This window comes from Marmoricola sp. URHA0025 HA25, from assembly GCF_054059435.1.
Genome location: NZ_JBSSCD010000001.1, coordinates 3,223,570 through 3,244,970, shown reverse-complemented (window position 1 = coordinate 3,244,970; position 21,401 = coordinate 3,223,570). Strand labels below are relative to the sequence as shown.

Genomic DNA, 21,401 nt, shown 5'->3' with positions numbered 1-21,401 from the left:
GGTGACCACCCGGGCTGTCGCCATGTCGTCGGCTGCTTCTATCGTCGACTCATCGCAGTTGCTTGCTCTCGGGAGACACAGAGTCCTCGGCTCGAAGCGGACCGGAAGGCGGCCGAATGCCCAGTTACATCGACGACCTCGCGGCGGAGTACTTCTCCGCCTGGCTGGATGCCAGCCCCACCGAGGCGCAGCTGCTCGGCGAGTACGACCGCGCCCACCGGTTCGAGGACTGCACCCGCGAGGCCGAGGACCGCCGGATCGCGGAGCTCCGCGGCTTCGTCGCCGCCGCGCGGGCCGTGGCCGACGACGACCTCGACGAGGGCCGCCGGCTCACCCGTGACGTGCTCCTCAACGAGGCCACCACGAGCGCAGACATGCTCGAGGCGCGGTTCGTGACGCACGCCGCGAACCCGATCTTCGGGCACCAGACACAGCTGCCGGTCATCGTCGGGATGCTCGGGATGCCGACGGCCGACGTCGCCGAGGCGATGGTGGCCAAGTATCACGCCATCGGCCAGTTCTTCCGCGACCTCGCCGAGCGGCAGCGCGAGGGCCGCGCGGCCGGGCGGCTCTCCCCGGAGTTCGCCGTCAGCGGCACGATCGCCCAGATCGACGCAGCGCTCGCCGCGCCGGTCGACCAGGACCCCCTGCTCGGCACGAAGGCAGTCCCCGACGGCGTCGACGCCGACGCCTGGCGGGCGCGCATGGTCGAGGCGATCGAGCAGTCGATCCGGCCCGGCCTGGCGGCGTACCGCGACGTGCTGCGCGACGAGATCCTGGGCAGTGCGCGCCCCGACGACCGCGCCGGCCTCTGCTGGCTCGACGACGGCGACGAGGCCTATGCCCGGACCCTGCGCTACTACACGACGACCGACAAGACGGCCGAGGAGATCCACGAGATCGGACTCCAGCAGGTCGCCCAGCTGGCCGACGAGTACCGCGCGCTCGGTCCCGAGGTCGTGGGCACCGACGACCTGCAGCAGATCTTCGACGCCATGCGCACCGACCCCAAGCTGCACTTCGAGCGCGGCGAGCAGCTCGTCGAGGCGGCCGAGATCGCGATGCAGCGTGCCTGGGACGCCATGCCCGGGTGGTTCGAGGTGCTGCCCAAGGCGCCGTGCTCGGTGCAGGGCACCACCGTCGGCGGCAAGGCGTACTACTTCGCGCCGGCGGCCGACGGCTCGCGCGGCGGGACGTTCTTCATCAACATCGCCGAGCCGGAGTCGTGGGGCACCTTCGAGCTGGAGTCGATGGCGTTCCACGAGGGCATCCCCGGCCACCACCTGCAGCTGGCGATCGCCGCCGAGCTGGAGGACCTGCCGGAGTTCCGCAAGCACATCCACAATGCGGCGTACGCCGAGGGCTGGGGGCTCTACACCGAGCGCCTCGCCGACGAGATGGGCCTCTACAGCGGAGCCGTGGACCGGATGGGCATGTTCTCGGCCGACTCGATGCGTGCCTGCCGGCTCGTCGTCGACACCGGTGTGCACGCGCTGGGCTGGAGTCGGCAGCAGGCGGTCGACTACATGCTGGCGAACTCGCCACTGACCGAGGGCGTCTGCCGGCCGGAGATCGACCGGTACCTGCTGTTCCCGGGGCAGGCCACGTCGTACATGATCGGCCGGCTGGAGATCCTGCGGATGCGGGCCGAGGCGCAGGAGCGCCAGGGCGCCGCGTTCGACATCCGCAGATTCCACACGGCCGTGCTCGACAACGGTTCGCTCCCGCTCGGCGTTCTCGACGAGGTCGTGCAGGCCCGGCTCCCGTGAGCCCGGCCGGTCGTCTCGTCGTCGGGTTCGACCTGGACATGACCCTGATCGACACCGCTCCGGGCTTCGCGGCGACCCTCGACGTGCTCGCCGAGGAGCTGGGCGTCCCGTTCCCGTCGGCCGAGCTGGCCGCAGCGCTCGGTCCGCCGATCGAGGACATGCTCGCGCCGTACCTGCCGGCCGGGCAGCTCGCGGCGGCCGCCGACCGCTACCGCGCGCTCTACCCGGACCATGCCGTGCGGACCACGCCGCACCTCACGGGCGCGCAGGAGGCGCTGGCGGCAGTGCGCCGGCACCACGGACGGATCCTCCTGGTGACCGGCAAGTACACGCCGAACGCCCAGCTGCACGTCGACCACCTGGGCCTCGACGTCGACCTCGTCGCGGGCCTCGTCTGGGGCACCGGCAAGGCGGACGTGCTCCGGGAGGAGGGCGCCGGCATCTATGTCGGTGACCACGTGCACGACGTCGCGGGGGCCCGGGCGGCCGGCGCAGTCAGCGTCTCGGTCCTCACCGGAGGCAGCTCCCGTGACGAGCTGGTCGCCGCCGGCACCGACGTGGTGCTCGAGGACCTGACCGGGTTTCCGTCCTGGCTCGACGAGCACCTGCACTCGGGGTGATGCCCCTCGCGACGCAGGATGGAATCCCTGTCGCCGCAACCACGCCGGGCACGTACGCTGTGCCTTCGCATTCGCAGCTCAGCTGATCAGAGAGGTCGCACAGTGCCCACGGGAAAGGTCAAGTGGTACGACGCCGAGAAGGGCTTCGGCTTCTTGTCGCGCGAGGACGGCGAGGACGTCTACGTCCGCGCCTCCGCGCTGCCCGAAGGGGTGCCCTCCCTCAAGGCCGGCACGCGGGTGGAGTTCGGGATCCTGTCGGGGCGCAAGGGCGACCAGGCGCACCAGGTCCGGGTGCTCGACGCACCGCGGTCCGTCTCCGTGGCGCAGCGGCAGGCGCAGCGCAAGAAGCCGGAGGACATGGTCGGCATCGTCGAGGACCTGATCCGGCTGCTCGAGGGTGTCGAGGAGGCGTACCGCCACGGTCGGCACCCGGAGCCCAAGACGGCGCGCCCCACCGCGAAGCTGCTTCGCGGCCTGGCCGACGAGCTGGACGTCTGACCGGCTAGTCCGCAGAGGGGACCAGCTCGCCGGTGGACCGAGGGACCTGACGTCGCCGGGCGAGCACGAAGACCGTCCAACCGACGACGAGGCCGGCGAGCACGCCCAGGCCGAGCTTCGGCAGCACGTGGCCGTGGATCTCCAGCGGCACCGCGATGCCGAGGAAGCCGCCGATCACCCAGGACAGCTGGATCAGCGTCTCCGAGCGCGCGAACGCCGACGTGCGGTGCGACTCGGGTACGTCGCGCTGGATGGTCGCGTCCAGCGCCAGCTTGCCCATCGCCTGGGCAACCCCGGCGGTCAGGCCGAGCAGCATGGCCGCCAACAGGCCGTAGAGCAGTGCGGCGACGACGGCGGCCGCGGTGTCGGCGATGAGCGCCACCACGACCACGAGCATCGGGTTGACCCGCCGCATCATCGAGGCGATCGCGATGCCGACGGTGTTGCCGAGCCCCGCCGCACCGATCACCAGGCCCATCAGCAGCGCGGTCCGGTGCTCCCAGCCCGGGAGCGGGTGCTGGCGCAGCAGGAACGCCAGGTACATGGTGAGGAAGCCGGACACCATCCGCAGCCCGGCGTTGCACCGGAGCGCGAACACGACGTCGGCGGGCAGCTGCAGCTTGCTCCGCCGCCTGCCCAGGGAGACGTCCTCCTCGCCCGCGCTGGCGTCGGCCCGGGCCGGCAGCAGGATGGCCAGCACGGTGGCGCCGGCGAAGACGACGAACGCGTAGCGCAGCGTCCACTGGGAGCCGAAGGTCGATGCGAGGCCCGCCATCGGCGCGGACAGGGAGGCGCCGACCACTCCGGCGAGCGAGATCCGGCTGTTCGCCTTGACCAGCGACAGCTCGGTCGGCAGCAGGCGCGGGACCGTGGCGGCCCGCGTGACGCCGTACGCCTTGGACGCGACCAGGCAGCCGAGCGCGGTGGGGTACATCAGCACCGACTGCGACGCGACGGCATCGGCCATCATCCAGACCAGGAACGCGCGGATCGCCATCGTGGCACCGATCGCCCACCGGCGCCCGTGGCTGAACCGGTCGAGGAACGGTCCGATCAGCGGTGCGACGACCGCGAACGGCAGCATCGTGAGCCCGAGGAACAGCGCCACCTGGCCGCGGGCCTCGCCGGGGTTGGCGAAGAACAGCGTGCCGGCCAGCGAGATGGCGATCGCCGCGTCACCGGCGGCGTTGAACGCGTGCAGCTCGATCAGCCTGCTGAGCCCGGAGTCGCCCGCACCCTCGGCGCTGGCGGCTCGGCGGGCGAACCGGAACACCGATGACAGCCCCTTGCCGGTGGCCCGCCCGGCAGCCATCGCGCCCTTGGCGCTGGCCGCGATGCCGCGACCGGCTGCGTCGGCGATCTGGTCGCCTCGGCGCGGCTCGCTGCCCTCCGGATCCTCCGCCATGGCTCCTATCCTGCCAACAACGGCGGCCTCGCACGGGTCGGCGAGACACACCCACCGTCGATGGGGGAGAATCGCCGGGTGATGATGACCGATGACGTCGCCCTTGCGGCCGTCGACGCCGCCCGCGCCGTGCTGGTCGAGCAGGTCGGCGCCGATGTCGTCGGCGACCACGTCGAGGCCGTGGCCGAGGACGCCGGCACCGCAGCCGAGGTCGTCACCCACTACTTCGCCGCCACTCAGCGCGGCTACCCGGGCTGGCGGTGGGCGGTCACCGTCGCCCATGTGGCCGGCGACGAGGGCGTCACCGTCGACGAGGTCGTGCTGCTGCCCGGGCAGGACGCGATCGTCGCGCCGTCCTGGTTGCCGTGGCGGGAGCGGATCCGGCCGGGCGACCTGTCGCCGGGTGACGTGCTCCCGGTCGAGGAGGACGACCCGCGCCTCGTCCCGGCGTACCTCTCAGGCGATCCTGGCGACGATGCGCCCCGCGACGCAGGCGACCGGGTGCAGGTCAAGGAGGTCAGCGAGGAGCTCGGCCTGGGCCGTGTCCGGGTGCTGTCGATCGAGGGCCGCGAGCTCGCCGCGCAGCGCTGGTACGACGGCGAGCAGGGACCCGACGTGCCGCTGGCCCAGTCGGCGCCCGCGAAGTGCTGGTCCTGCGGCTTCCTGGTCCGCCTTGCCGGGCCGCTGGCGGACACGTTCGGTGTCTGCGCGAACGAGTACGCCAACGACGACGGCCGGGTGGTTGCCTTCGGCCACGGCTGCGGCGCGCACTCGGACGCGCAGCTGCGCAAGAAGCAGCTGCCGCCGCCGCTCGCCGACCCGGTGTTCGACACCCTCTCCGAGGACGACTTCGAAAAGTTCTGATTCGCCAAGCCTGAGCTAGCGAAGGCTTGAACGTGAATCAGGTCGAGGAGCCGACGAGAGACCCGAACGAAGAGAGGGCCCGTCGTCCGCGTCTCGAGACCAAGGTGAGGTGCGCGCAGTCGTGACCCGAGCTATCCGACGTCGTCGCCCTCCGCGGCCTGCCGCGCATTCCGCCGCCTCCGGCAGTAGTCCCACCCCACCAGTCCGAGCCCGAAGCCCGCGACGCATGTCCACATCCACCAGAGGTGACCGTCGTCCTTGAGCCGCCCGGAGAACGGGATCAGGAGCACGAACGCGATCGCCCAGAGGCCCGTGCCGACGGCCAGGGTACGCACGCCGTCGACGTCGAGCGGGTCGACGTCGGCGACGATGTAGGTGCGGTTGCCGATCTCGTGCACCACCGGCTGCTCGTCGGACATGGGCTCAATGTATCCGCCGGGTTAATTGTCCGTCTCGTGGGTGCGGGCGCCCGTCGACCTCTGCCACTATGCGTGTCTCGTGAGCACCTTTCTGGAGAACTACTTCAAGATCGCCGAGCGTGGTTCGACGGTCGAGCGTGAGATCCGTGGCGGGGTCGTCACCTTCTTCACGATGGCCTACATCGTGGTCCTCAACCCGCTGATCCTCGGCTTCGCCGCCGACGAGCACGGCAAGTTCCTCGGAGGGGGCTCCGGCGACGGCTCGAACCTCCCGGCGATCGCCGCGGCCACCGCGCTGGTGGCCGGCATCGTCACGATCCTCATGGGCGTGGTCGCGAACTACCCCCTGGCTCTGGCCACCGGCCTGGGACTCAACGCCTTCGTGGCGTTCTCGATCGCCTCGCAGATGACCTGGGCCGACGCGATGGGCCTGATCGTCATCGAGGGCCTGATCATCCTGGTCCTGGTCCTCACCGGCTTCCGGCAGGCCGTCTTCCATGCGGTCCCGGCGCCCCTCAAGGTCGCGATCTCCGTGGGCATCGGCCTCTTCATCACGCTGATCGGGTTCTTCGACGCCGGCTTCGTCCGGCCCGGCGCCGGTACGCCGGTCCAGCTCGGGCCCACCGGAGAGCTCGCCGGTTGGCCGGTGCTGGTCTTCCTGATCGGCCTCGCTCTGGTGATCACGCTCTGGGTACGCCGGGTCCGCGGCGCGATCCTGATCTCGATCATCGCGACCACGGTGCTCGCGATCATCGTGGAGTCGATCGGCGACTTCGGCGCCAAGACCGACAAGAACCCGCTCGGCTGGAGCCTGACCGTTCCCCAGTGGTCCGACAAGGTCTTCGACGCCCCGCACTTCGACACGGTCGGGCACTTCAACCTGTTCGACTCGTGGGGCGACGCCGGCGTGGTCACGGTGGTGCTGCTGATCTTCACGCTGATGCTCGCCGACTTCTTCGACACGATGGGCACGATGACCGCCATCGGTGCTGAGGCCGGCCTCCTCGACGAGGAGGGCGTGCCGCCGAACACCCAGAAGATCCTGGTCGTGGACTCGATCGCCGCTGCAGCGGGCGGTGCCGCCGGCGTCTCGTCGAACACGTCCTACATCGAGTCGGCCTCCGGCGTCGGCGAGGGCGCGCGCACCGGGCTCGCCTCGGTGGTGACCGGCCTGCTCTTCCTGGTCGCGATCGTCTTCGCGCCGCTGGTGAAGATCATCCCAAGCGAGGCCGCCGTGCCCGCGCTGGTGCTGGTCGGGTTCCTGATGATGCAGCAGGTCAAGGGCATCGACTGGGACGACGTCGAGATCGCGATCCCGGCATTCCTCACGATCGTGCTGATGCCGTTCACCTACTCGATCACCGCGGGCATCGGCGTCGGGTTCATCGCCTACGTGCTGATCAAGGTGGTCCGGCAGAAGGCCGCCGAGGTGCACCAGCTGATGTGGCTGATCGCCGCACTGTTCGTGCTCTACTTCGCGATCGACCCGGTCACGCGCTGGCTCACCTGACCTGATCCACCCTCCGCCTCGGCGTACCTGGGGCTTTCATCTGCGCCGCCTCGGCGTACCTGGGGCTTTCATCCGCGCCGCCTCGGCGAAATATTCGGAATACTTAGCATGGGTAATGACTTATGCTAACGATATGAGCCCCGACGTTGAATCCGTGACCCGCACCGACGCGGGCCTTGCCAGCCAGCTGCGCGTGAGCGTGGCGCGGCTGGCCCGGCGGCTGCGCAACGAGCGCGATCCGGGGAACGCCCTGGGTGTCGGGTCGATCAGCGTGCTCGGCGTACTCCTGCGGCACGGCGAGCAGACCATCGGCCAGCTCGCCGCGCACGAGCGGGTGCAGCCGCCGTCGATGACCCGCACGGTGAACTGCCTGGTCGACGACGGGTACGCCGTACGACGGCCCTCCGAGACCGACGGCCGGTCCACGCTGGTCGACATCTCCGAGAAGGGCCGGCAGACCCTGCTGGCCGACCGCCGCCGCCGCGAGGCCTGGCTCGCCCGGCAGCTGAAGGACCTCACTCCCGCCGAGCGTGACCTGCTGCGCCAGGTCGCCCCGCTGATCGAAAGGCTGGCCACGTCCTGAGCCCGACGTTCCGCGCCCTCCGGATCCACAACTACCGCCTCTACGCGCTCGGGGGAGTCGTCTCCAACACCGGCACGTGGATGCAGCGGGTCGCGCAGGACTGGCTGGTCCTCCAGCTCCACCACGGGAGCGCCGCCGAGGCGAGCACCGCGCTCGGCCTGACCACCGGCCTGCAGTTCCTGCCGGTGCTGCTGTTCTCCCCGTACGCCGGCCTGGTCGCCGACCGGATGCCGAAGCGCCGCCTGCTCCAGCTGACCCAGGCCGCGATGGGCGTCACCTCGATCGCCCTGGCGGTCCTGGCCCTCAGCGGCGTGGTCACCCCCTGGATGGTCTTCGCGATCGCCTTCGCGTTCGGCATCGGCTCGGCCTTCGACGTCCCTGCCCGGCAGTCCTTCGTGAGCGAGATGGTGGGCCCCGACGACCTGAGCAACGCGGTCGGGCTCAACTCCGCCTCGTTCAACCTGGCTCGTGTTGTCGGCCCGGCGCTGTCCGGCGTGCTGATCGCGGCGCTCGGCTCGGGGATCGGCGCCACCGGGGTGGTCATCCTGCTCAACGGGATCAGCTACCTGGCGGTGATCGGCGCCCTCCAGGCGATGCGCCCGCACGAGCTCTCACCGATCGCCCGGGCGCCTCGCGGCAAGGGGATGATCCGCGACGGGGTGCGCTACGTCCGCGGCCGGCCCGACCTGCAGCTGATCATGGTGGCGGCGTTCTTCGCCGGCACCTTCGGGATGAACTTCCAGATGACCTCGGCCCTGATGGCGACCCAGGTCTTCCACAAGGGCCCGGGGGAGTACGGACTGCTCGGCACCACGCTCGCGGTCGGCTCCCTGACCGGTGCCCTGCTCGGCGCCAGGCGGGAGGGCCGTCCCAGGCAGCGCCTGGTCGTGCTCGCCGGGCTCGCCTTCGGGTCCGTCGAGGTCGTGCTCGGCCTGATGCCGTCGTACCTCACCTTCGCGCTCCTGACCCCGGTGCTCGGGCTGTGCCTGCTGACCATGCTCAACAGCGCGAACACCACCGTGCAGCTCAGCGTCGACCCGGCCATGCGCGGCCGCGTGATGGCGCTGTACATGATGCTGGTGATGGGCGGGACGCCCCTGGGTGCTCCCGTCGTGGGCTGGGTCGGAGCGACCTTCGGCGCGCGCTGGACGCTCATCGGAGGCGGCGGCCTCACCGTGCTCGGAGTGCTCCTCGCGGTCGCGCTCTTCCACGGTTCCTACAGCCCGCTGCGCACGTGGCGGGCGGCGTCCAGCGACGCCGGCGACGACGCCGCGCTGGCGACCTGACCCACCTGCATAGACTCTCCGGATGCATCCCCGCTACCGGCGACTGGTGATCTCCGGCGCCCTCGTGGGCCTGATCCTGATCGTCGTCGTGGCGAAGCTGCTCCGGTAGGAACGATGCCCGAACCGCTGGACGACGCCCTCGCGCGCGTGCGCGACCTGGTCCTCGACGACCGGGCGCTGGTGCGCGCGCTGGCGACGGGGCGCCGGAAGGGCCGGCACCCGCAGTGGCGTCGGGTCGAGCTCCGGTACGTCGATCTCAAGTCCGGCCGGCAGCTCCAGGTCACCCGGTACGACGAGACCCAGGCGCACGTCTCCAACCACCCAGACCCGGCCGGCGTCCTCGACGAGCTGTTCGCCGAGCCGTTCGGCAACTGGCACGTCGACACCAGCACCGAGACGCTGCAGCTGCGCGTGACCAAGAGCGGTGAGGCGATGGTGAGCAGGCAGGACCGGGACGGTGGTGAGGAGCCGGTCCGTGGGCACGACCGCACCAAGGCGCGGCTCCTGCCGGAGGACGATCCGGTGCTCGTGGCGCTCGGCATCAGCGACCGCGACGGCCGGGTCAAGCCGAGCCGGCGCGCGAAGTACCGCCAGGTCGAGGAGTTCCTGCGCGAGCTCCAGGCGGCGCTCGACGACGCGCTCGACGCCGGCCGGCTGAGCCCGAGCGACTCGGACCCGCTCCGGGTCGTCGACCTCGGCTGCGGCAACGCCTACCTCACCTTCGCGGCACACGCCTGGCTCCGGCGCGTGCGGGGCCTCCCGGTCCGCTTGGTCGGCGTCGACGTCAAGGAGCAGTCGCGCCGGCACAACACCGAGGTTGCCGAGCGGCTCGGGGTCCAGGACGAGGTCCGCTTCGTGCAGGCCGGCATCGACGACGTCCGGCTCGACGAGCCGCCGCACGTCGTACTGGCGCTGCACGCGTGCGACACCGCGACCGACGACGCCCTGGCACGCGCGGTCGAGTGGGCTGCGCCGCTGGTGCTGGCGGCGCCGTGCTGCCACAAGGACATCTCGCGGCAGCTGCGCGAGCACCCCGCGCCCGAGCCGTACTCCCTGCTGACCCGCGACGGCATCCTGCGCGAGCGCTTCGCGGACACGCTGACCGACGCCCTGCGCGCCGCGCTGCTGCGCACCCGGGGCTACCGGGTCGAGGTGGTCGAGTTCGTCGGCAGCGAGCACACCCCGCGCAACACCCTCATCCGTGCCCTCGCGACCGGCGCGAGCGCGGACCGGGCGCTGGAGGAGTACGCCGAGCTGACCGGCACCTGGCAGGTCACCCCGAGGCTCGCTGAGCTCCTCCGGTGAGCTGGGCCACGGTCGCCCTCGCGCTGGTGGCGCGGGTGGTGTTCTCCTTCGTCGACCCGTCGATCACCGAGTCCAGCGGACTGGTGGACCTCGGGTCGGTCATGGTCACCATGAACGACTCCGGCGGTGACCCCGACCTCTTCGTCGTCGACCCGAGGACCGGACGCACCGTCGGGCACACGACGTACGCCGACCGGGTCACCGACGTCGAGGCGCTCGCTCCCGGGGGTGGCGACGTCGTCTGGGCCGGTGACATCGGCGACAACGACGCGCGTCGCGACTCCGTGCAGGTCTACCGGGTGCCGGTCGCTCGCGGTGACCACACGGTCGACGCCGCGTCGTACGACCTGGTCTACCCGGACGGCGCCCACGATGCCGAGTCGCTGGTCGTCGCGCCCGACGGGCGGCTGTACGTCATCACCAAGGGCCTGCTCGGCGGCACGGCGTACGCCGCTCCGCTGCACCTCGATGCCGGCCGGCCGAACCGGCTGGAGCCCGTCGCCTCGGTCGACCTCTGGGCCACCGACGCAGCGCTCTTCCCCGACGGGAAGCACCTGCTCGTGCGCGGGTACGACACCGCGGTCGTCTACACGTTCCCGGGCTTCCAGCCGGTGGCGTCGCTGGACCTGCCTCGTCAGCGGCAGGGCGAGGGCGTGTCGATCGGCAGCTCCGGCCGGATCCGGCTGAGCTCGGAAGGACGCAACAGCCCCGTCCTCGAGGTGTCGCTGCCGGACGCGGTCGCCGCAGCCCTGGACGGGAAGCAGGTCCCGCCGTCGAGCACGAGCCGTCCCGATTCGGGCGGCAAGGACGTCCCCGGCAACCGCTACGGGTGGGTGCCGGTGACGGCGCTCGTCACCGGAGCGGCGGGCGCGGTGCTCGTCGTGCTCCTGCTCCTCGGACCGCGCCGCCGCTCGGCACGCCGGGCCGGGCGGTGACAGGATCGGTCAGGTGAACCTCACCGTGGTGCAGGGCGACATCACCGAGCAGGTGGTCGACGCCGTCGTCAACGCCGCGAACCGCGCCATGCGCGGCGGCGGCGGCGTCGACGGGGCCATCCATCGCGCCGGCGGGCCGGCGATCCTCGAGGACTGCATAGCGCGCTTCCCCGACGGCCTCGCGACCGGTCAGGCGGGCTGGACGACCGCGGGCGACCTCCCCGCCCGCTGGGTGATCCACGTCGTCGGGCCGAACTTCACCGCCGGCGAGCGCGACCGCGGCCTGCTGACGTCCTGCTACGCGAACGCCCTCCGGGTCGCCGACGAGCTCGGCGCGCGCACCGTCGCCTTCCCGCTGGTCTCCGCCGGCATCTACGGCTGGCCGCGTGAGGACGCGGTCGACGCGGCTCTCGACACGCTCCGCGGGACGCCGACCGGCGTCGAGGAGGCGCGGATGGTGGCGTTCTCGCCGGACGTGCACGAGCTGATCGCGGCTCGGCTGTAGGTCGGTTGCCTTACGCGGTGCCTGGCTGTCATCTGGTGACAGCCAGCCACCGCGCAAGCGGAAGCCGCTCGCCCTACAGCGCGTCGACCACGAAGTCGATGCAGGCGGTCAGGGCCTCGATGTCGCTCGGGTCGATCGCGGGGTACATCGCGATCCGCAGCTGGTTGCGGCCGAGCTTGCGGTACGGCTCGGTGTCGACGATGCCGTTCACCCGCAGGACCTTGGCGATCTCGGCGGCGTCGATCGTCTCGTCGAAGTCGATGGTCCCGATCACCAGCGAGCGGTGTGAGGGGTCGGCGACGTACGGCGTCGTGTACGACGTCTTCTCGGCCCACCCGTAGAGCGCGTCGGAGGAGGCGGTCGTGCGCGCCACCATGGCGTCGAGCCCGCCCTGGGCCAGCATCCAGTCGAGCTGCTCGGCGAAGAGGAACAGCGTGGCGATCGACGGGGTGTTGTAGGTCTGGTTCTTCGTCGAGTTGTCGATCGCGGTCGGCAGGTCGAAGAACGCGGGCACCCAACGATCGGTGGCCGCGAGCTCCGCTGCGCGCTCGAGGGCTGCCGGAGACATCACGGCCACCCACAGGCCTCCGTCGGAGGCGAAGCACTTCTGGGGGGCGAAGTAGTAGGCGTCGACCTGGTCGATGTCGACCGGCAGCCCGCCGGCACCCGAGGTCGCATCGATGAGCACGAGCGCGTCGTCGTCGGCGCCCTCGACGCGCTGGACGGGCGCCATCACCGCGGTGGAGGTCTCGTTGTGCGCCCACGCGTAGGCGTCGATGCCGGCCTCGGCCAGGGCGACCGGCCGCGAGCCCGGCTCGGACTTGATCACCGTGGGGGCGTCGAGGAACGGCGCCAGCTCGGCGGCCTTGGCGAACTTCGAGGAGAACTCGCCGAAGCTGAGGTGCTGGCTCCTGCTCCGGATCAGCCCGAACGTCGCGATGTCCCAGAACGCCGTCGCACCGCCGTTGCCGAGCACCACCTCGTAGCCCTCGGGGAGGTCGAACAGCGAGCGCACGCCGTCGCGGACCCGGCCGACCGTGCTCCTCACCGGAGCCTGGCGGTGCGAGGTGCCCATCAGCGAGGCGCCGGTCGCGGCCAGGGCGTCGAGGTGGGAGGTCTGGATCTTGGAGGGACCCGCACCGAACCGTCCGTCCGCGGGCTTGAGGCTGTCAGGGATCTGGATCGCGTCGTTCACGTGTGTCCTCGCGTCGATGGGGTGAGCAGTCCGGCTGCGGTCGCCGGGGCTCGACCAACCGGTGATCGATGAGTGCTGGCGACGACGCTGTCACCCGGTCCCTATTGTGTCAGCACCGCGCAACGGAGATCACGAGAGGGACAGCCGATGGACGACGCCGCCGGGTCGCCGCCGAGGTGGCAGGTCGTGGCGGTGCCGATCACCCATCCCGACGCGGCGGTGCTGGTCGAGGAGGTCCAGCAGGAGTACGTCGCCCGCTACGGCGGCCGCGACGACACGCCTCTCGACCCGGCGTACTTCGAGCCGCCCGACGGGGTGTTCGTCGTCGGCTACCTCGACGGCCGCGCCGTCGCGACCGGAGCGTGGCGACGTCGCGCCGACGTGCTCGTCGGTGCCACGCGGGCAACGGCGGAGATCAAGAGGATGTACGTCGTGCCGCAGGCCCGCGGCCTCGGCCTGGCGCGCGCCATGCTGGCGCACGTCGAGGAGAGGGCCCGGGCGGCCGGTGCCGAGGCGATGGTCCTCGAGACCGGGCTCGCGCAGCCGGAGGCCATCGCGCTCTACGAGTCCTCCGGCTACACGCCGATCCCGGGCTTCGGCTTCTACAAGGACGCGCCGCTCAGCCGCTGCTTCGCCCGGCGCCTGTGAACCGCCTCAGACCACGTCCCGCCGCCTGACCAGCCACCAGGTGAGCAACGGCAGCGCCACCAGGTAGGCGACCACGGTGACCAGGGCCCGGTCGTAGGAGAGCGCGTCGAGCAGCCCCGGGGTCGCGTCGGGGGCGCCGGGATCGACACCGACCATCTGCCCGACCAGCGAGCCGGCCGCCGTCCCCGGCAGAACGTGGGTGAACGAGTCGACCCAGGCGAGCGAGCCGCCGACGCCGCGGAGCAGCTGCTCGATGACGAGCGCCCAGACCAGGCCGAGCCCGACCGAGACGGCGGGGCTGCGCGCGATCGTCCCGAGCAGGTACCCGGCCAGGGCCCACATCTCCATCACCAGGAAGGCGACACCGAGTGACTGCGCGGTGTCCCCGAGCGCGGGCAGCGCTGTCGACTGTGACTGGCCGAGCGCGACGGCGAGCGACATCGCGAAGTCGGTGGCCAGCGTGCCGAGGAGGACGCCGAGGACCACCACGGTGGTGGCAGCCAGCGACCCGAGGAGGGTGCTCGCCCGCGACGGTCCCTGGGTGAGCACGGTCTTCCACGTGCCCCAGCCGTAGCCGTTGCCCGCGATGATCGCGCCCAGCACCATCATGATCGCCCCGCCGAAGAGCGGCATCCCCTGCGGGATGGTGTCCGGCAGCCCCGACGGCAGCAGGCCGGCGAGCAGATCCGCCCGGCTCTCGCCCTCGGTGGAGAAGTTGCTCGTGCCGCTCGTGTAGGTGATGTAGTTGAACAGGTAGGCGAACATCGCGTTGAGTGCCAGCCAGGCGCCCACCGTCACCCAGACGGCCGGCCACTTGCGCAGCCGCAGCAGGTCGGCGCGGGTGCTCTGCAGCGCGGAGCTGCCGGCTGTTGCCGCGGGTGTCTCGAGGGTTGCGGTCATCGGACTGTCTCCAGACTGGTCGTGAGGTCGGCGGCCCGGGGATGCAGGCCGGTGTCGGTCATCTCGAAGAACACGTCCTCGAGGGTGCGTTCGCTGATCGTCGCCTCGTGCACGTCGAGCCCCTCGGTGACCAGCGCCCGCACCACCTCGGGCGTGCGCTCGACCGGTACGTCGAGCAGGACGGCGTTGCCGTCGAGCTGCACGGCCGCCTCGCCCGCGATCCGCATCGCGATCGCGAGGGCCCGTTCGACCGGGGTCGCGACCACCCGCAGCCGACGCCCGCCGCGCAGCGCCGAGACGGTGGACTCCACGAGCAGGGTGCCTCGCGCGATCACGCCGACCCGGTCACAGATCTCCTCCACCTCGGCGAGGAGGTGGCTGGAGAGCAGCACCGTCTGTCCGCCGCGCGCCAGGTCGACGATCAGTGCCCGCATGTCGGCCATGCCGGCGGGGTCGAGGCCGTTGGTCGGCTCGTCGAGCACGATCACGTCCGGATCGCCCATCAGGGCCGCCGCCACGCCGAGACGCTGCTTCATCCCGAGCGAGTAGGACTTGAAGCGGTCACCGCCACGGTCGGCGAGGTCCACCCGCTCGAGCGCCGCGTCGACGAGTGCGTCCGGGAGGCCGCGGTAGCGCGCCATCGTGCGCAGGTTGTCGCGGCCCGAGAGGTAGGGGTAGAAGCCCGGGCCCTCGATCAGGGCTCCGATCCGCGCGGTGGTCTCGGGCACGCCGGCGGGCCGACCGAGCACCGTCGCAGACCCGGAGGTGGGCCGGACCAGGCCGAGCACCATCCTCAGGGTCGTGGTCTTGCCGGCTCCGTTGGGTCCGAGGAAGCCGTAGACCTCGCCGCGGCGGACGGTCATCGAGACCCGGTCGACCGCGAGCCGCGCCGAGTCGCCCTTGCCGTACGCCTTGGTCAGGTCCTTCGTCTGCACCACTGGTTCGTCCATGCCCACCAATCTCGGCGAATGACGGGCCGCAGACATCCGCCCGGGAGCGGCTCGGGCCTACGCAGACGTGCGTACGCCGGATACGCGCTGGTCGTGACGCCGCGACGCACGATCGCCCCTAGGGTCGTGGTCGTGGAGATGCTGAGGGACCGCCTGCGCCGCGACTGGTGGGTGCTGCTGGTGCTCGCGATCTCGCTGCTCGGCACCCTGCATCGGGGCGAGGAAGGCCATCTCGCACAGCCCAACGCCTGGGCCGGGCTGCTCGCGTTCCTCGCCGTCGTGCCGCTGTTCTGGCGCGAGCAACGGCCCGAGCTGACCGTGGTCGCGAACGCCGCGGCGCTCACCGTCTACTTCGCCGGCTCGCCGTCGTTCCCGGACGGGCCGATCTACCTGTCGGTCTTCCTCTCGACCTTCGCTCTCGCCTCACGGCGCCAGCCCCCGCAGTGGCTCCCGTACGCCGGCGGCGCGCTGCTCGTGATCGCCGCTGCCCTCGTCGTCCGCGAGATCAGGGTCGACAGCGACGGCACCCTCGGCACGGTCGCGCGTGTGATGTGGTTCTCCATGGTCGACACCGCCTCCGCGGCGCTCGCGGTCGCCCTGCGCAGCCGCCGCGAGACCCGCGCCGAGCAGGTACGACGTACCGCGACCGAGGAGCAGCTCCGGATGGCCCAGGACCTCCACGACGGCGTCGGCCACGGGCTCGCGGTCATCGCCATGCAGGCCGGCGTGGCGCTGCACGTGCTCGACCAGGACCCGGCTGCCGCCCGTCGTTCGCTCGAGGCGATCCGCGACACCAGCAAGGAGTCGCTCGATGCGCTGCGCGCCGAGCTGGTCCGGCTCTCGCCGGACGCCGGGACTCCCGCGCCACGGGCGCCGCGCAACGGGATCGCGGACCTCGACGTCCTCGCCGGACGCGTCCGCGCCGGTGGCGTGCAGGTCGTGCTCGAGACCGAGCCTCTGACCGTCTCGCCCGAGGTCGACGCCGTCGCCTACGTCGTAGTCCAGGAGGCCCTCACCAACGTGCTGCGCCACTCCGGCGCCTCGACGGCACAGGTGCGGGTCCGTCGCCGCGGCGACGACGTCGAGATCGCGGTGACCGACGACGGCCACGGCACGACGGGCACCGCGGCGGAGGGCCAGGGCATGGGCATCCCCGGGATGCGCTCGAGGGTCGAGGCGCTCGGCGGCACGTTGTCCGCGGGCCCCGGGCCTGACGGTGGCTTCGCGGTCACGGCCGTGCTGCCGGCAGCGGGATCGGCGTCGTGAGCGACCCGACGATCCGCGTGCTCGTGATCGACGACCAGGCCGTCGTCCGGATGGGCCTGGCGACGCTGATCGCCTCCGAGGCCGGCCTCGAGCTGGTCGGCGAGGCTGCCGACGGCCGCAGCGGGCTGCCGATGATCCGCGCGATGCGGCCCGACGTGGTGCTCTGCGACATCAGGATGCCGGTCCTGGACGGCCTGGGGCTGCTCCGGGAGGTCGGCGCCGACCCGGACCTGGCGGCGGTGCGGGTCGTCATGCTCACCACCTTCGAGCTCGACGAGTACGTATTCGAGGCGCTCCGCCTCGGTGCGAGCGGGTTCCTGCTCAAGGACACCGAGCCGGCGAGCCTCCTCGAGGCGATCCGGGTCGTCGCCGACGGCGGGTCCCTGCTGGCCCCCTCGGTCACCCGCCGCGTGATCGAGCACTTCGCCGGATCCGGGCCGGCGCCGGCTTCCGTGCACCCGTCGCTCGGCGAGCTCACCGAGCGTGAGCGGGAGATCGTCGCGTGGGTCGCCTCGGGGCGCTCGAACCAGGAGATCGCCGAGGAGCTCGTGGTCAGCCCCGACACGGTGCGCACCCACGTGAGCCGCGCGATGGTGAAGCTCCGAGCCCGCGACCGGGCGCAGCTGGTCGTCTTCGCCCTCCAGTCCGGGCTGCAGCCACCCGCATGAGAGCGAGCAGGGTCAGTCCTCCGTCAGGGCACTCGGGCAGACTGGCCGGGTGAGCCACCTCCTCGACGGGATCCTGGGCCTCGACCCGGTGCTGATCCTCGTCCTCACCGGCTTGCTGGTGTTCGCCGAGGACGCGGTGTTCGTGGGCTTCGTGATCCCCGGCGAGACCGCCGCGGTGCTCGCCGGCGTCGGGGCCGGTCTGGGTCACATCGCGCTGCCCGTCTCGATCGCCGTCGTCGTGGTGGCCGCGATCGTGGGCGACTCGGTCGGCTACGAGGTCGGCCGGCTGTTCTTCGGTCCACGGGTGCTCACCAGCCGGCTGCTCGCCCCGCAACGGCACCGCGTCGAGCGCGCGCAGGCGTTCCTGAGGCGTCGCGGGGGGATCGCGGTGTTCCTCGGCCGGTTCACGGCCTTCTTCCGCGCGATGATGCCGGCGCTCGCCGGTGCGTCGCACATGCCCTACCGGAAGTTCCTCGTCTGGAACGCCGTCGGCGGCCTGGTCTGGGGGACCGTCTTCGTCGTCGTCGGGTACGCCGCCGGGGCGTCGTACCACAAGGTGGAGCACCAGGTCGGACGCGGGATCGCGGTCCTGCTGGCCGTGATCGTCGTCGGCCTCGTGGTCGCCTGGCGGGTCCGCGCCCACCGGCGGCCGGCCGACCCGGTCAGTCCTTGATGCAGGCGGTCTGACCGCTGATCGTCGTGGTGAACGTGTCACCGGAGACCTTCACCGTGGTGCGGAAGGTGCGCTCCTGGTCCTTCGACGACGGGTCGTTGGTGAACTCGAGGGTCGCCGGCAGGTCCTTGCCGCTCTTGGCGACGTCGCCGGCCAGGTCGTAGCCGACTCGCTTGAACGCGACCTGGGCGGCGAGGCCTTCGGTGTTGCGGACCTCCGACGTGCTGTGGTCGCCACCGGCCGCCGACGTCGGACCGCTGAAGGATGCCCGGTAGGTGCGACGGGAACCACCGGCGCACGAGACGTCCTTCGAGGCGTCCTCGCTCACGGCACCCTCGGGCCCGCCGACCGAGCCGGCGAGGTACAGCCGCGCGGCGTCGCCGTCCTTGGCGAGCTGGGCGCCGAGCTGGTCGAGCGACCGGGAGGAGGTCACGGCGTCGCTCCCGCCGCTCCCGCAGGCGGTCACGGACACCAGGAGAACGGCGCCGGCGCAGGCGCGGGCGAGCGATCCGAGCATCGTCGTCATGGGTCCATTGTGTCCTGCCCGGGCAGACCCAAACCTGCGCGGCGGTTTCCCGGCCCTCCGCAAGGGGTAGGACTCATCGGCCGGACGACGAAGGAGAGCCCATGCCAGAGCCGCAGGAGCCGGCGACCGTGGAGGTCGCCAACCCCGACTACACGGCCCTGACCAGCCTGCGCTCCGCGGTCCTCGACGCGCAGGACTCCCTCGGCAAGGCCCTCGATGCCGCGACCCGGCAGATGCACGACGGCTCGGCGTGGACCGGGCCCACGGCGGCGACCGCGTTCGCCGGGGAGATCGCCGGCCGCTCCGGCCGGCTGCCGGGGCTCGTGCAGCAGGTCCTTACGGCCGTCGAGGCGGAGATCGCGACGACACCGCCCACGGTCACGCGCCCGGTCAACCACGGCGTCCGGTACGAGTGAGGAGCTCCCATGGTGCGACCCGATGACAGCGGCGGCGGAGGGGACTACTCGTCGATCAAGTTCGCGGGCATGTCCGCCCTCGTCAGCCAGGTCCGCTCGGCCGGCACGACGCTGCAGGACACGACTCGGGCGCTGCAGAGCCGGGCAAGCGCCTGCGGCGTCACCTGCTCGGCATTCGCGGAGATCATCGCGATCGGTGCCTGGGCCGAGGGTGAGGTCGACGGTCTGCGCCGGCGACTGACGCTGGCCCAGGCGGCGCAGAGCCCCACCGGGAGCCCACTCACGGAGTGGACGATCTCGGAGCCGTTGGCGATGACCACGGCCGAGGCGGAGGCCAAGGGCCGCGAGCTCGCCCGGAAGATCAAGGACCACCCCTACACGGACGGGGAGACGGCCGACAACATCCACGAGGCGGCGCTGCAGCTGGGCCTCTCCGCCGACGACCCGGACGTGCTGTCGGCGTTCTTCGCCGAGCTCGGGCCCCAGGAGGCCACGATGCTCCCCGACCTGATGCAGGCGAGCGGGAGCGACACCGCCCAGGAGGACATGGAGGCCCTGAGCATCGCCTTCGGCAACGCCATGAAGGACCCCGAGCCCCCGCAGGCCTTCAAGGACCTGAAGGACAGCTTCACCGAGCCGCTCGACAAGGACTACACGCCCCAGGCATGGGCCCGGCTGGCCTACCTGCATTACGGCGAGTTCCCGCCGCGCTACGCCGCCGACGTGGTGCGCGCGAGTGGCCTGGTGAACCTCTCGAAGGACGGCTACGACATCGACTACCGCGGCGGGTTCGGCAACCGCCTCGGGCTCTCGGAGGACAACGTCGCGCTGATGTTCGGCGCGCTGAAGAACAACCCCGAGGCAGCCCGGCTCGCGCTCGACGGCCTCGACCTGGAGAAGATCACCCGGACGGCGTACGGCGCTGCGACCGCCCTCGGCACCGGTGACGACATCGCCGACGCGTTCGCGGAGGCGATGAAGGCCGCCACCGGCACCAACGACGAGAGCCGCGGCCACCACAGCCGCGCCGCCGCGGAGTTCACGCTCCGCTTCATCCAGGCGAGCGCCTCGGTGGAGCACGTCCCCGACCAGGTGAAGGAGGCACTCGGCCTGATTGCGGCGTCGTGGGCGCCCGAGCTGCTCGTCGGCTCCTACGGCACCGACGCCGGTGGTCGCCAGTCGAGCCTCACCCGGCCCCCGAACTTCGACGAGATCCCCGGTCTCGACCCGAAGATGTTCCTCTCGCCCGAGGACGTCTACAAGTTCATCCACGGCTTCGCGTCCGACGACCGCTACTCGCAGCCGTTCGACGAGGCGGTGGGCGAGCTGTACCACGACTCGCTGGTGAAGGCCGGCCAGATCAGCGCGCGCGACCCCGAGTCGGCGGCCTGGGAGAAGACGCTGCGCGTCTTCGGTGACCTCGCCGGGCTGGAGTACGCCGCGCAGGAGGACGTCCGTGGCGACATGGACAAGCACGACGCCGAGATGCGCGCGCTGGTCGGCAAGATCGTCATGCTCGGTCTCGGCAAGGTCCCGACTCCCCAGGGTGTCGCTCTGAGCCTGGGGTGGAAGGCCGCCTCGTGGGCGATCAAGAAGGGTGTGACCACTTGGGTGAAGGGCGATCCGGAGCAGACCCGGCTCGCGCTGCTCAAGGATGCCGACACCCAAGCCGGCTTCCTGGTCGACTACCAGCTCGCCCAGGCGCTGTTCGAGGCGCACTACCCGGGCATGGACAAGGTCCCGCCCGAGCTCCTGGACGGCGACCACCTCAAGGCCCCGGATGCGATCGCGAAGGACGCCGACCTGATCGCCGCCTACCAGCGGTGGTCGGACGGCACCGACCACGGCAACCGCAGCGACATCGACAACATGCTCGACTCGCGCGAGTTCCAGGGCGGCCAGCTCGACTCCGAGAGACAGGCGACCCGCTACGACTGGGACTGACTCGGCTCAGGACCGCGACGCGCACGCACTGGTCATCGCGACCACGTAGTGCCAGGCGCCCTGGACACGTTCGACCGTGACGGTGAGGACGAGGCCGGCGGGATCCTTGCCCACCCGCACCGCCGGTATCGCCGTTGCCGGGTCGTCGTCGAGGTCTCCGGCCTGCAGCCCGGGATCCCAGCCACCGCCGGCCAGGCGGCCGACCACCTCGGTCGAGGCGGAGTCACCGTCGTCGTTCCTCGCGCGCACGGTCACGGTGGCCACCCCGGTCCAGCGCTCCTCGCCCTTGGCACACCCTGACTTCGGCGTGGTCCCGGTGGCGGCGTGCCAGGCGACGGTCGGCTCGTCGTGGCCGACGAGGGTGCTCTCGAGGGCATCCAGCCTCTTCGAGCCGAGGTCAGCGGCCTGGCCGATCGTCAGGCCGTCGTGGGAGCTGCAGCCTCCCAGCGTGCCTGCCACCGCTGCGGTGAGCACCGCCGCACCGAGTCGATACCCGAGCATCCGAGACGCCTTTTC

23 protein-coding genes are annotated in these 21,401 nt (G+C 71.5%); 16 read left to right on the top strand and 7 right to left on the bottom strand.

The window, feature by feature from the left end:
* Positions 1-116 precede the first annotated feature (116 nt).
* From ACVW00_RS16025 to ACVW00_RS16015, 3 genes are all read left to right on the top strand, one after another.
* Positions 117-1,769 (top strand): DUF885 domain-containing protein, encoded by a 1,653-nt coding sequence (locus ACVW00_RS16025; RefSeq protein ID WP_457111890.1) that lies wholly within the window; start codon positions 117-119, stop codon positions 1,767-1,769.
* Positions 1,766-2,389: an HAD family hydrolase gene (locus ACVW00_RS16020; RefSeq protein ID WP_457111889.1), complete on the top strand. Its 624-nt coding sequence runs from the start codon at positions 1,766-1,768 to the stop codon at positions 2,387-2,389. Before ACVW00_RS16025 ends, ACVW00_RS16020 begins: the two co-directional genes overlap by 4 nt.
* A gap of 102 nt (positions 2,390-2,491) precedes the next feature.
* Positions 2,492-2,887, top strand: a complete 396-nt coding sequence (locus ACVW00_RS16015) for a cold-shock protein (RefSeq protein WP_457111888.1) — start codon at positions 2,492-2,494, stop codon at positions 2,885-2,887.
* Positions 2,888-2,891: 4 nt separating this feature from the next.
* On the opposite strand, the gene ACVW00_RS16010 is transcribed toward ACVW00_RS16015, so the two are convergent.
* The gene (locus ACVW00_RS16010; RefSeq protein ID WP_457111887.1) at positions 2,892-4,292 is read right to left on the bottom strand and encodes an MFS transporter; all 1,401 of its coding nucleotides are present in this window, start codon (positions 4,290-4,292) and stop codon (positions 2,892-2,894) included.
* 60 nt (positions 4,293-4,352) lie between these two features.
* Between ACVW00_RS16010 and ACVW00_RS16005 the strand changes: the two genes are divergently transcribed.
* The gene (locus ACVW00_RS16005; RefSeq protein ID WP_457111886.1) at positions 4,353-5,156 is read left to right on the top strand and encodes a DUF3027 domain-containing protein; all 804 of its coding nucleotides are present in this window, start codon (positions 4,353-4,355) and stop codon (positions 5,154-5,156) included.
* Positions 5,157-5,287: 131 nt separating this feature from the next.
* Here the strand turns inward: ACVW00_RS16005 and ACVW00_RS16000 are convergent, their stop codons facing one another.
* A complete protein-coding gene (locus tag ACVW00_RS16000) occupies positions 5,288-5,575 on the bottom strand; it encodes a DUF2530 domain-containing protein (protein ID WP_457111885.1) in 288 nt (95 codons plus the stop codon).
* 79 nt (positions 5,576-5,654) lie between these two features.
* Here ACVW00_RS16000 and ACVW00_RS15995 point away from each other — a divergent pair, with 79 nt between their 5' ends.
* The 6 genes from ACVW00_RS15995 to ACVW00_RS15970 all read left to right on the top strand — a co-directional run bounded on the left by ACVW00_RS15995 (position 5,655) and on the right by ACVW00_RS15970 (position 11,699).
* Positions 5,655-7,085 carry an NCS2 family permease gene (locus tag ACVW00_RS15995; protein ID WP_457111884.1) on the top strand — a complete coding sequence of 477 codons (1,431 nt, stop codon included), beginning with the start codon at positions 5,655-5,657 and terminating at the stop codon, positions 7,083-7,085.
* Between the two features lie 133 nt (positions 7,086-7,218).
* Positions 7,219-7,668, top strand: a complete 450-nt coding sequence (locus tag ACVW00_RS15990) for a MarR family winged helix-turn-helix transcriptional regulator (protein ID WP_457111883.1) — start codon at positions 7,219-7,221, stop codon at positions 7,666-7,668.
* Positions 7,665-8,954 carry an MFS transporter gene (locus tag ACVW00_RS15985; protein ID WP_457113128.1) on the top strand — a complete coding sequence of 430 codons (1,290 nt, stop codon included), beginning with the start codon at positions 7,665-7,667 and terminating at the stop codon, positions 8,952-8,954. Before ACVW00_RS15990 ends, ACVW00_RS15985 begins: the two co-directional genes overlap by 4 nt.
* A gap of 114 nt (positions 8,955-9,068) precedes the next feature.
* Positions 9,069-10,259, top strand: a complete 1,191-nt coding sequence (locus ACVW00_RS15980) for a class I SAM-dependent methyltransferase (RefSeq protein WP_457111882.1) — start codon at positions 9,069-9,071, stop codon at positions 10,257-10,259.
* Complete coding sequence (locus ACVW00_RS15975) at positions 10,256-11,194, top strand: hypothetical protein (RefSeq protein ID WP_457111881.1); 939 nt, start codon at positions 10,256-10,258, stop codon at positions 11,192-11,194. Before ACVW00_RS15980 ends, ACVW00_RS15975 begins: the two co-directional genes overlap by 4 nt.
* A 13-nt stretch (positions 11,195-11,207) precedes the next feature.
* Entirely contained in the window at positions 11,208-11,699 is a 492-nt protein-coding gene (locus ACVW00_RS15970; protein WP_457111880.1) for an O-acetyl-ADP-ribose deacetylase, read from the top strand.
* A gap of 73 nt (positions 11,700-11,772) precedes the next feature.
* Here the strand turns inward: ACVW00_RS15970 and serC are convergent, their stop codons facing one another.
* On the bottom strand, positions 11,773-12,894 hold the full coding sequence (gene serC / locus ACVW00_RS15965; RefSeq protein WP_457111879.1) for a phosphoserine transaminase: 1,122 nt from the start codon (positions 12,892-12,894) through the stop codon (positions 11,773-11,775).
* 147 nt (positions 12,895-13,041) lie between these two features.
* On the opposite strand from serC, the gene ACVW00_RS15960 reads away from it, so the two are divergent.
* Positions 13,042-13,542, top strand: coding sequence for a GNAT family N-acetyltransferase (locus ACVW00_RS15960; protein ID WP_457111878.1), 501 nt, complete (start codon positions 13,042-13,044; stop codon positions 13,540-13,542).
* A gap of 6 nt (positions 13,543-13,548) precedes the next feature.
* Here ACVW00_RS15960 and ACVW00_RS15955 read toward each other — a convergent pair whose 3' ends face one another.
* Together ACVW00_RS15955 and ACVW00_RS15950 are read right to left on the bottom strand one after the other, a co-directional pair.
* Positions 13,549-14,442, bottom strand: a complete 894-nt coding sequence (locus ACVW00_RS15955) for an ABC transporter permease (protein WP_457111877.1) — start codon at positions 14,440-14,442, stop codon at positions 13,549-13,551.
* Positions 14,439-15,392 carry an ATP-binding cassette domain-containing protein gene (locus ACVW00_RS15950; RefSeq protein WP_457111876.1) on the bottom strand — a complete coding sequence of 318 codons (954 nt, stop codon included), beginning with the start codon at positions 15,390-15,392 and terminating at the stop codon, positions 14,439-14,441. The genes ACVW00_RS15955 and ACVW00_RS15950 overlap by 4 nt, the downstream gene beginning before the upstream one ends.
* 138 nt (positions 15,393-15,530) lie before the next feature.
* On the opposite strand from ACVW00_RS15950, the gene ACVW00_RS15945 reads away from it, so the two are divergent.
* The 3 genes from ACVW00_RS15945 to ACVW00_RS15935 are packed head-to-tail and all read left to right on the top strand — an operon-like array spanning position 15,531 to position 17,999.
* Positions 15,531-16,658 (top strand): sensor histidine kinase, encoded by a 1,128-nt coding sequence (locus ACVW00_RS15945; RefSeq protein WP_457113127.1) that lies wholly within the window; start codon positions 15,531-15,533, stop codon positions 16,656-16,658.
* On the top strand, positions 16,655-17,326 hold the full coding sequence (locus ACVW00_RS15940; RefSeq protein WP_457111875.1) for a response regulator: 672 nt from the start codon (positions 16,655-16,657) through the stop codon (positions 17,324-17,326). Before ACVW00_RS15945 ends, ACVW00_RS15940 begins: the two co-directional genes overlap by 4 nt.
* A 49-nt stretch (positions 17,327-17,375) precedes the next feature.
* On the top strand, positions 17,376-17,999 hold the full coding sequence (locus tag ACVW00_RS15935; RefSeq protein WP_457111874.1) for a DedA family protein: 624 nt from the start codon (positions 17,376-17,378) through the stop codon (positions 17,997-17,999).
* On the opposite strand, the gene ACVW00_RS15930 is transcribed toward ACVW00_RS15935, so the two are convergent.
* Entirely contained in the window at positions 17,989-18,525 is a 537-nt protein-coding gene (locus ACVW00_RS15930) for a hypothetical protein (RefSeq protein WP_457111873.1), read from the bottom strand. The genes ACVW00_RS15935 and ACVW00_RS15930 overlap by 11 nt on opposite strands.
* A gap of 101 nt (positions 18,526-18,626) precedes the next feature.
* On the opposite strand from ACVW00_RS15930, the gene ACVW00_RS15925 reads away from it, so the two are divergent.
* Together ACVW00_RS15925 and ACVW00_RS15920 are read left to right on the top strand one after the other, a co-directional pair.
* Positions 18,627-18,941 carry a hypothetical protein gene (locus ACVW00_RS15925; RefSeq protein ID WP_457111872.1) on the top strand — a complete coding sequence of 105 codons (315 nt, stop codon included), beginning with the start codon at positions 18,627-18,629 and terminating at the stop codon, positions 18,939-18,941.
* Positions 18,942-18,950: 9 nt separating this feature from the next.
* Complete coding sequence (locus tag ACVW00_RS15920) at positions 18,951-20,885, top strand: hypothetical protein (RefSeq protein ID WP_457111871.1); 1,935 nt, start codon at positions 18,951-18,953, stop codon at positions 20,883-20,885.
* A 6-nt stretch (positions 20,886-20,891) separates the two neighbouring features.
* On the opposite strand, the gene ACVW00_RS15915 is transcribed toward ACVW00_RS15920, so the two are convergent.
* A complete protein-coding gene (locus tag ACVW00_RS15915) occupies positions 20,892-21,386 on the bottom strand; it encodes a hypothetical protein (protein WP_457111870.1) in 495 nt (164 codons plus the stop codon).
* Between the last annotated feature and the right edge of the window lie 15 nt (positions 21,387-21,401).

Coding starts and splice junctions, on each gene's coding strand:
- ACVW00_RS16025 (WP_457111890.1), top strand. CDS start 117: ATGCCCAGTTACATCGACGACCTCGCGGCGGAGTACTTCTCCGCCTGG.
- ACVW00_RS16010 (WP_457111887.1), bottom strand. CDS start 4,292: ATGGCGGAGGATCCGGAGGGCAGCGAGCCGCGCCGAGGCGACCAGATC.
- ACVW00_RS16005 (WP_457111886.1), top strand. CDS start 4,353: ATGGGGGAGAATCGCCGGGTGATGATGACCGATGACGTCGCCCTTGCG.
- ACVW00_RS16000 (WP_457111885.1), bottom strand. CDS start 5,575: ATGTCCGACGAGCAGCCGGTGGTGCACGAGATCGGCAACCGCACCTAC.
- ACVW00_RS15990 (WP_457111883.1), top strand. CDS start 7,219: ATGAGCCCCGACGTTGAATCCGTGACCCGCACCGACGCGGGCCTTGCC.
- ACVW00_RS15980 (WP_457111882.1), top strand. CDS start 9,069: ATGCCCGAACCGCTGGACGACGCCCTCGCGCGCGTGCGCGACCTGGTC.
- ACVW00_RS15960 (WP_457111878.1), top strand. CDS start 13,042: ATGGACGACGCCGCCGGGTCGCCGCCGAGGTGGCAGGTCGTGGCGGTG.
- ACVW00_RS15955 (WP_457111877.1), bottom strand. CDS start 14,442: ATGACCGCAACCCTCGAGACACCCGCGGCAACAGCCGGCAGCTCCGCG.
- ACVW00_RS15950 (WP_457111876.1), bottom strand. CDS start 15,392: ATGGACGAACCAGTGGTGCAGACGAAGGACCTGACCAAGGCGTACGGC.
- ACVW00_RS15945 (WP_457113127.1), top strand. CDS start 15,531: ATGCTGAGGGACCGCCTGCGCCGCGACTGGTGGGTGCTGCTGGTGCTC.
- ACVW00_RS15930 (WP_457111873.1), bottom strand. CDS start 18,525: ATGACGACGATGCTCGGATCGCTCGCCCGCGCCTGCGCCGGCGCCGTT.
- ACVW00_RS15925 (WP_457111872.1), top strand. CDS start 18,627: ATGCCAGAGCCGCAGGAGCCGGCGACCGTGGAGGTCGCCAACCCCGAC.
- ACVW00_RS15920 (WP_457111871.1), top strand. CDS start 18,951: ATGGTGCGACCCGATGACAGCGGCGGCGGAGGGGACTACTCGTCGATC.
- ACVW00_RS15915 (WP_457111870.1), bottom strand. CDS start 21,386: ATGCTCGGGTATCGACTCGGTGCGGCGGTGCTCACCGCAGCGGTGGCA.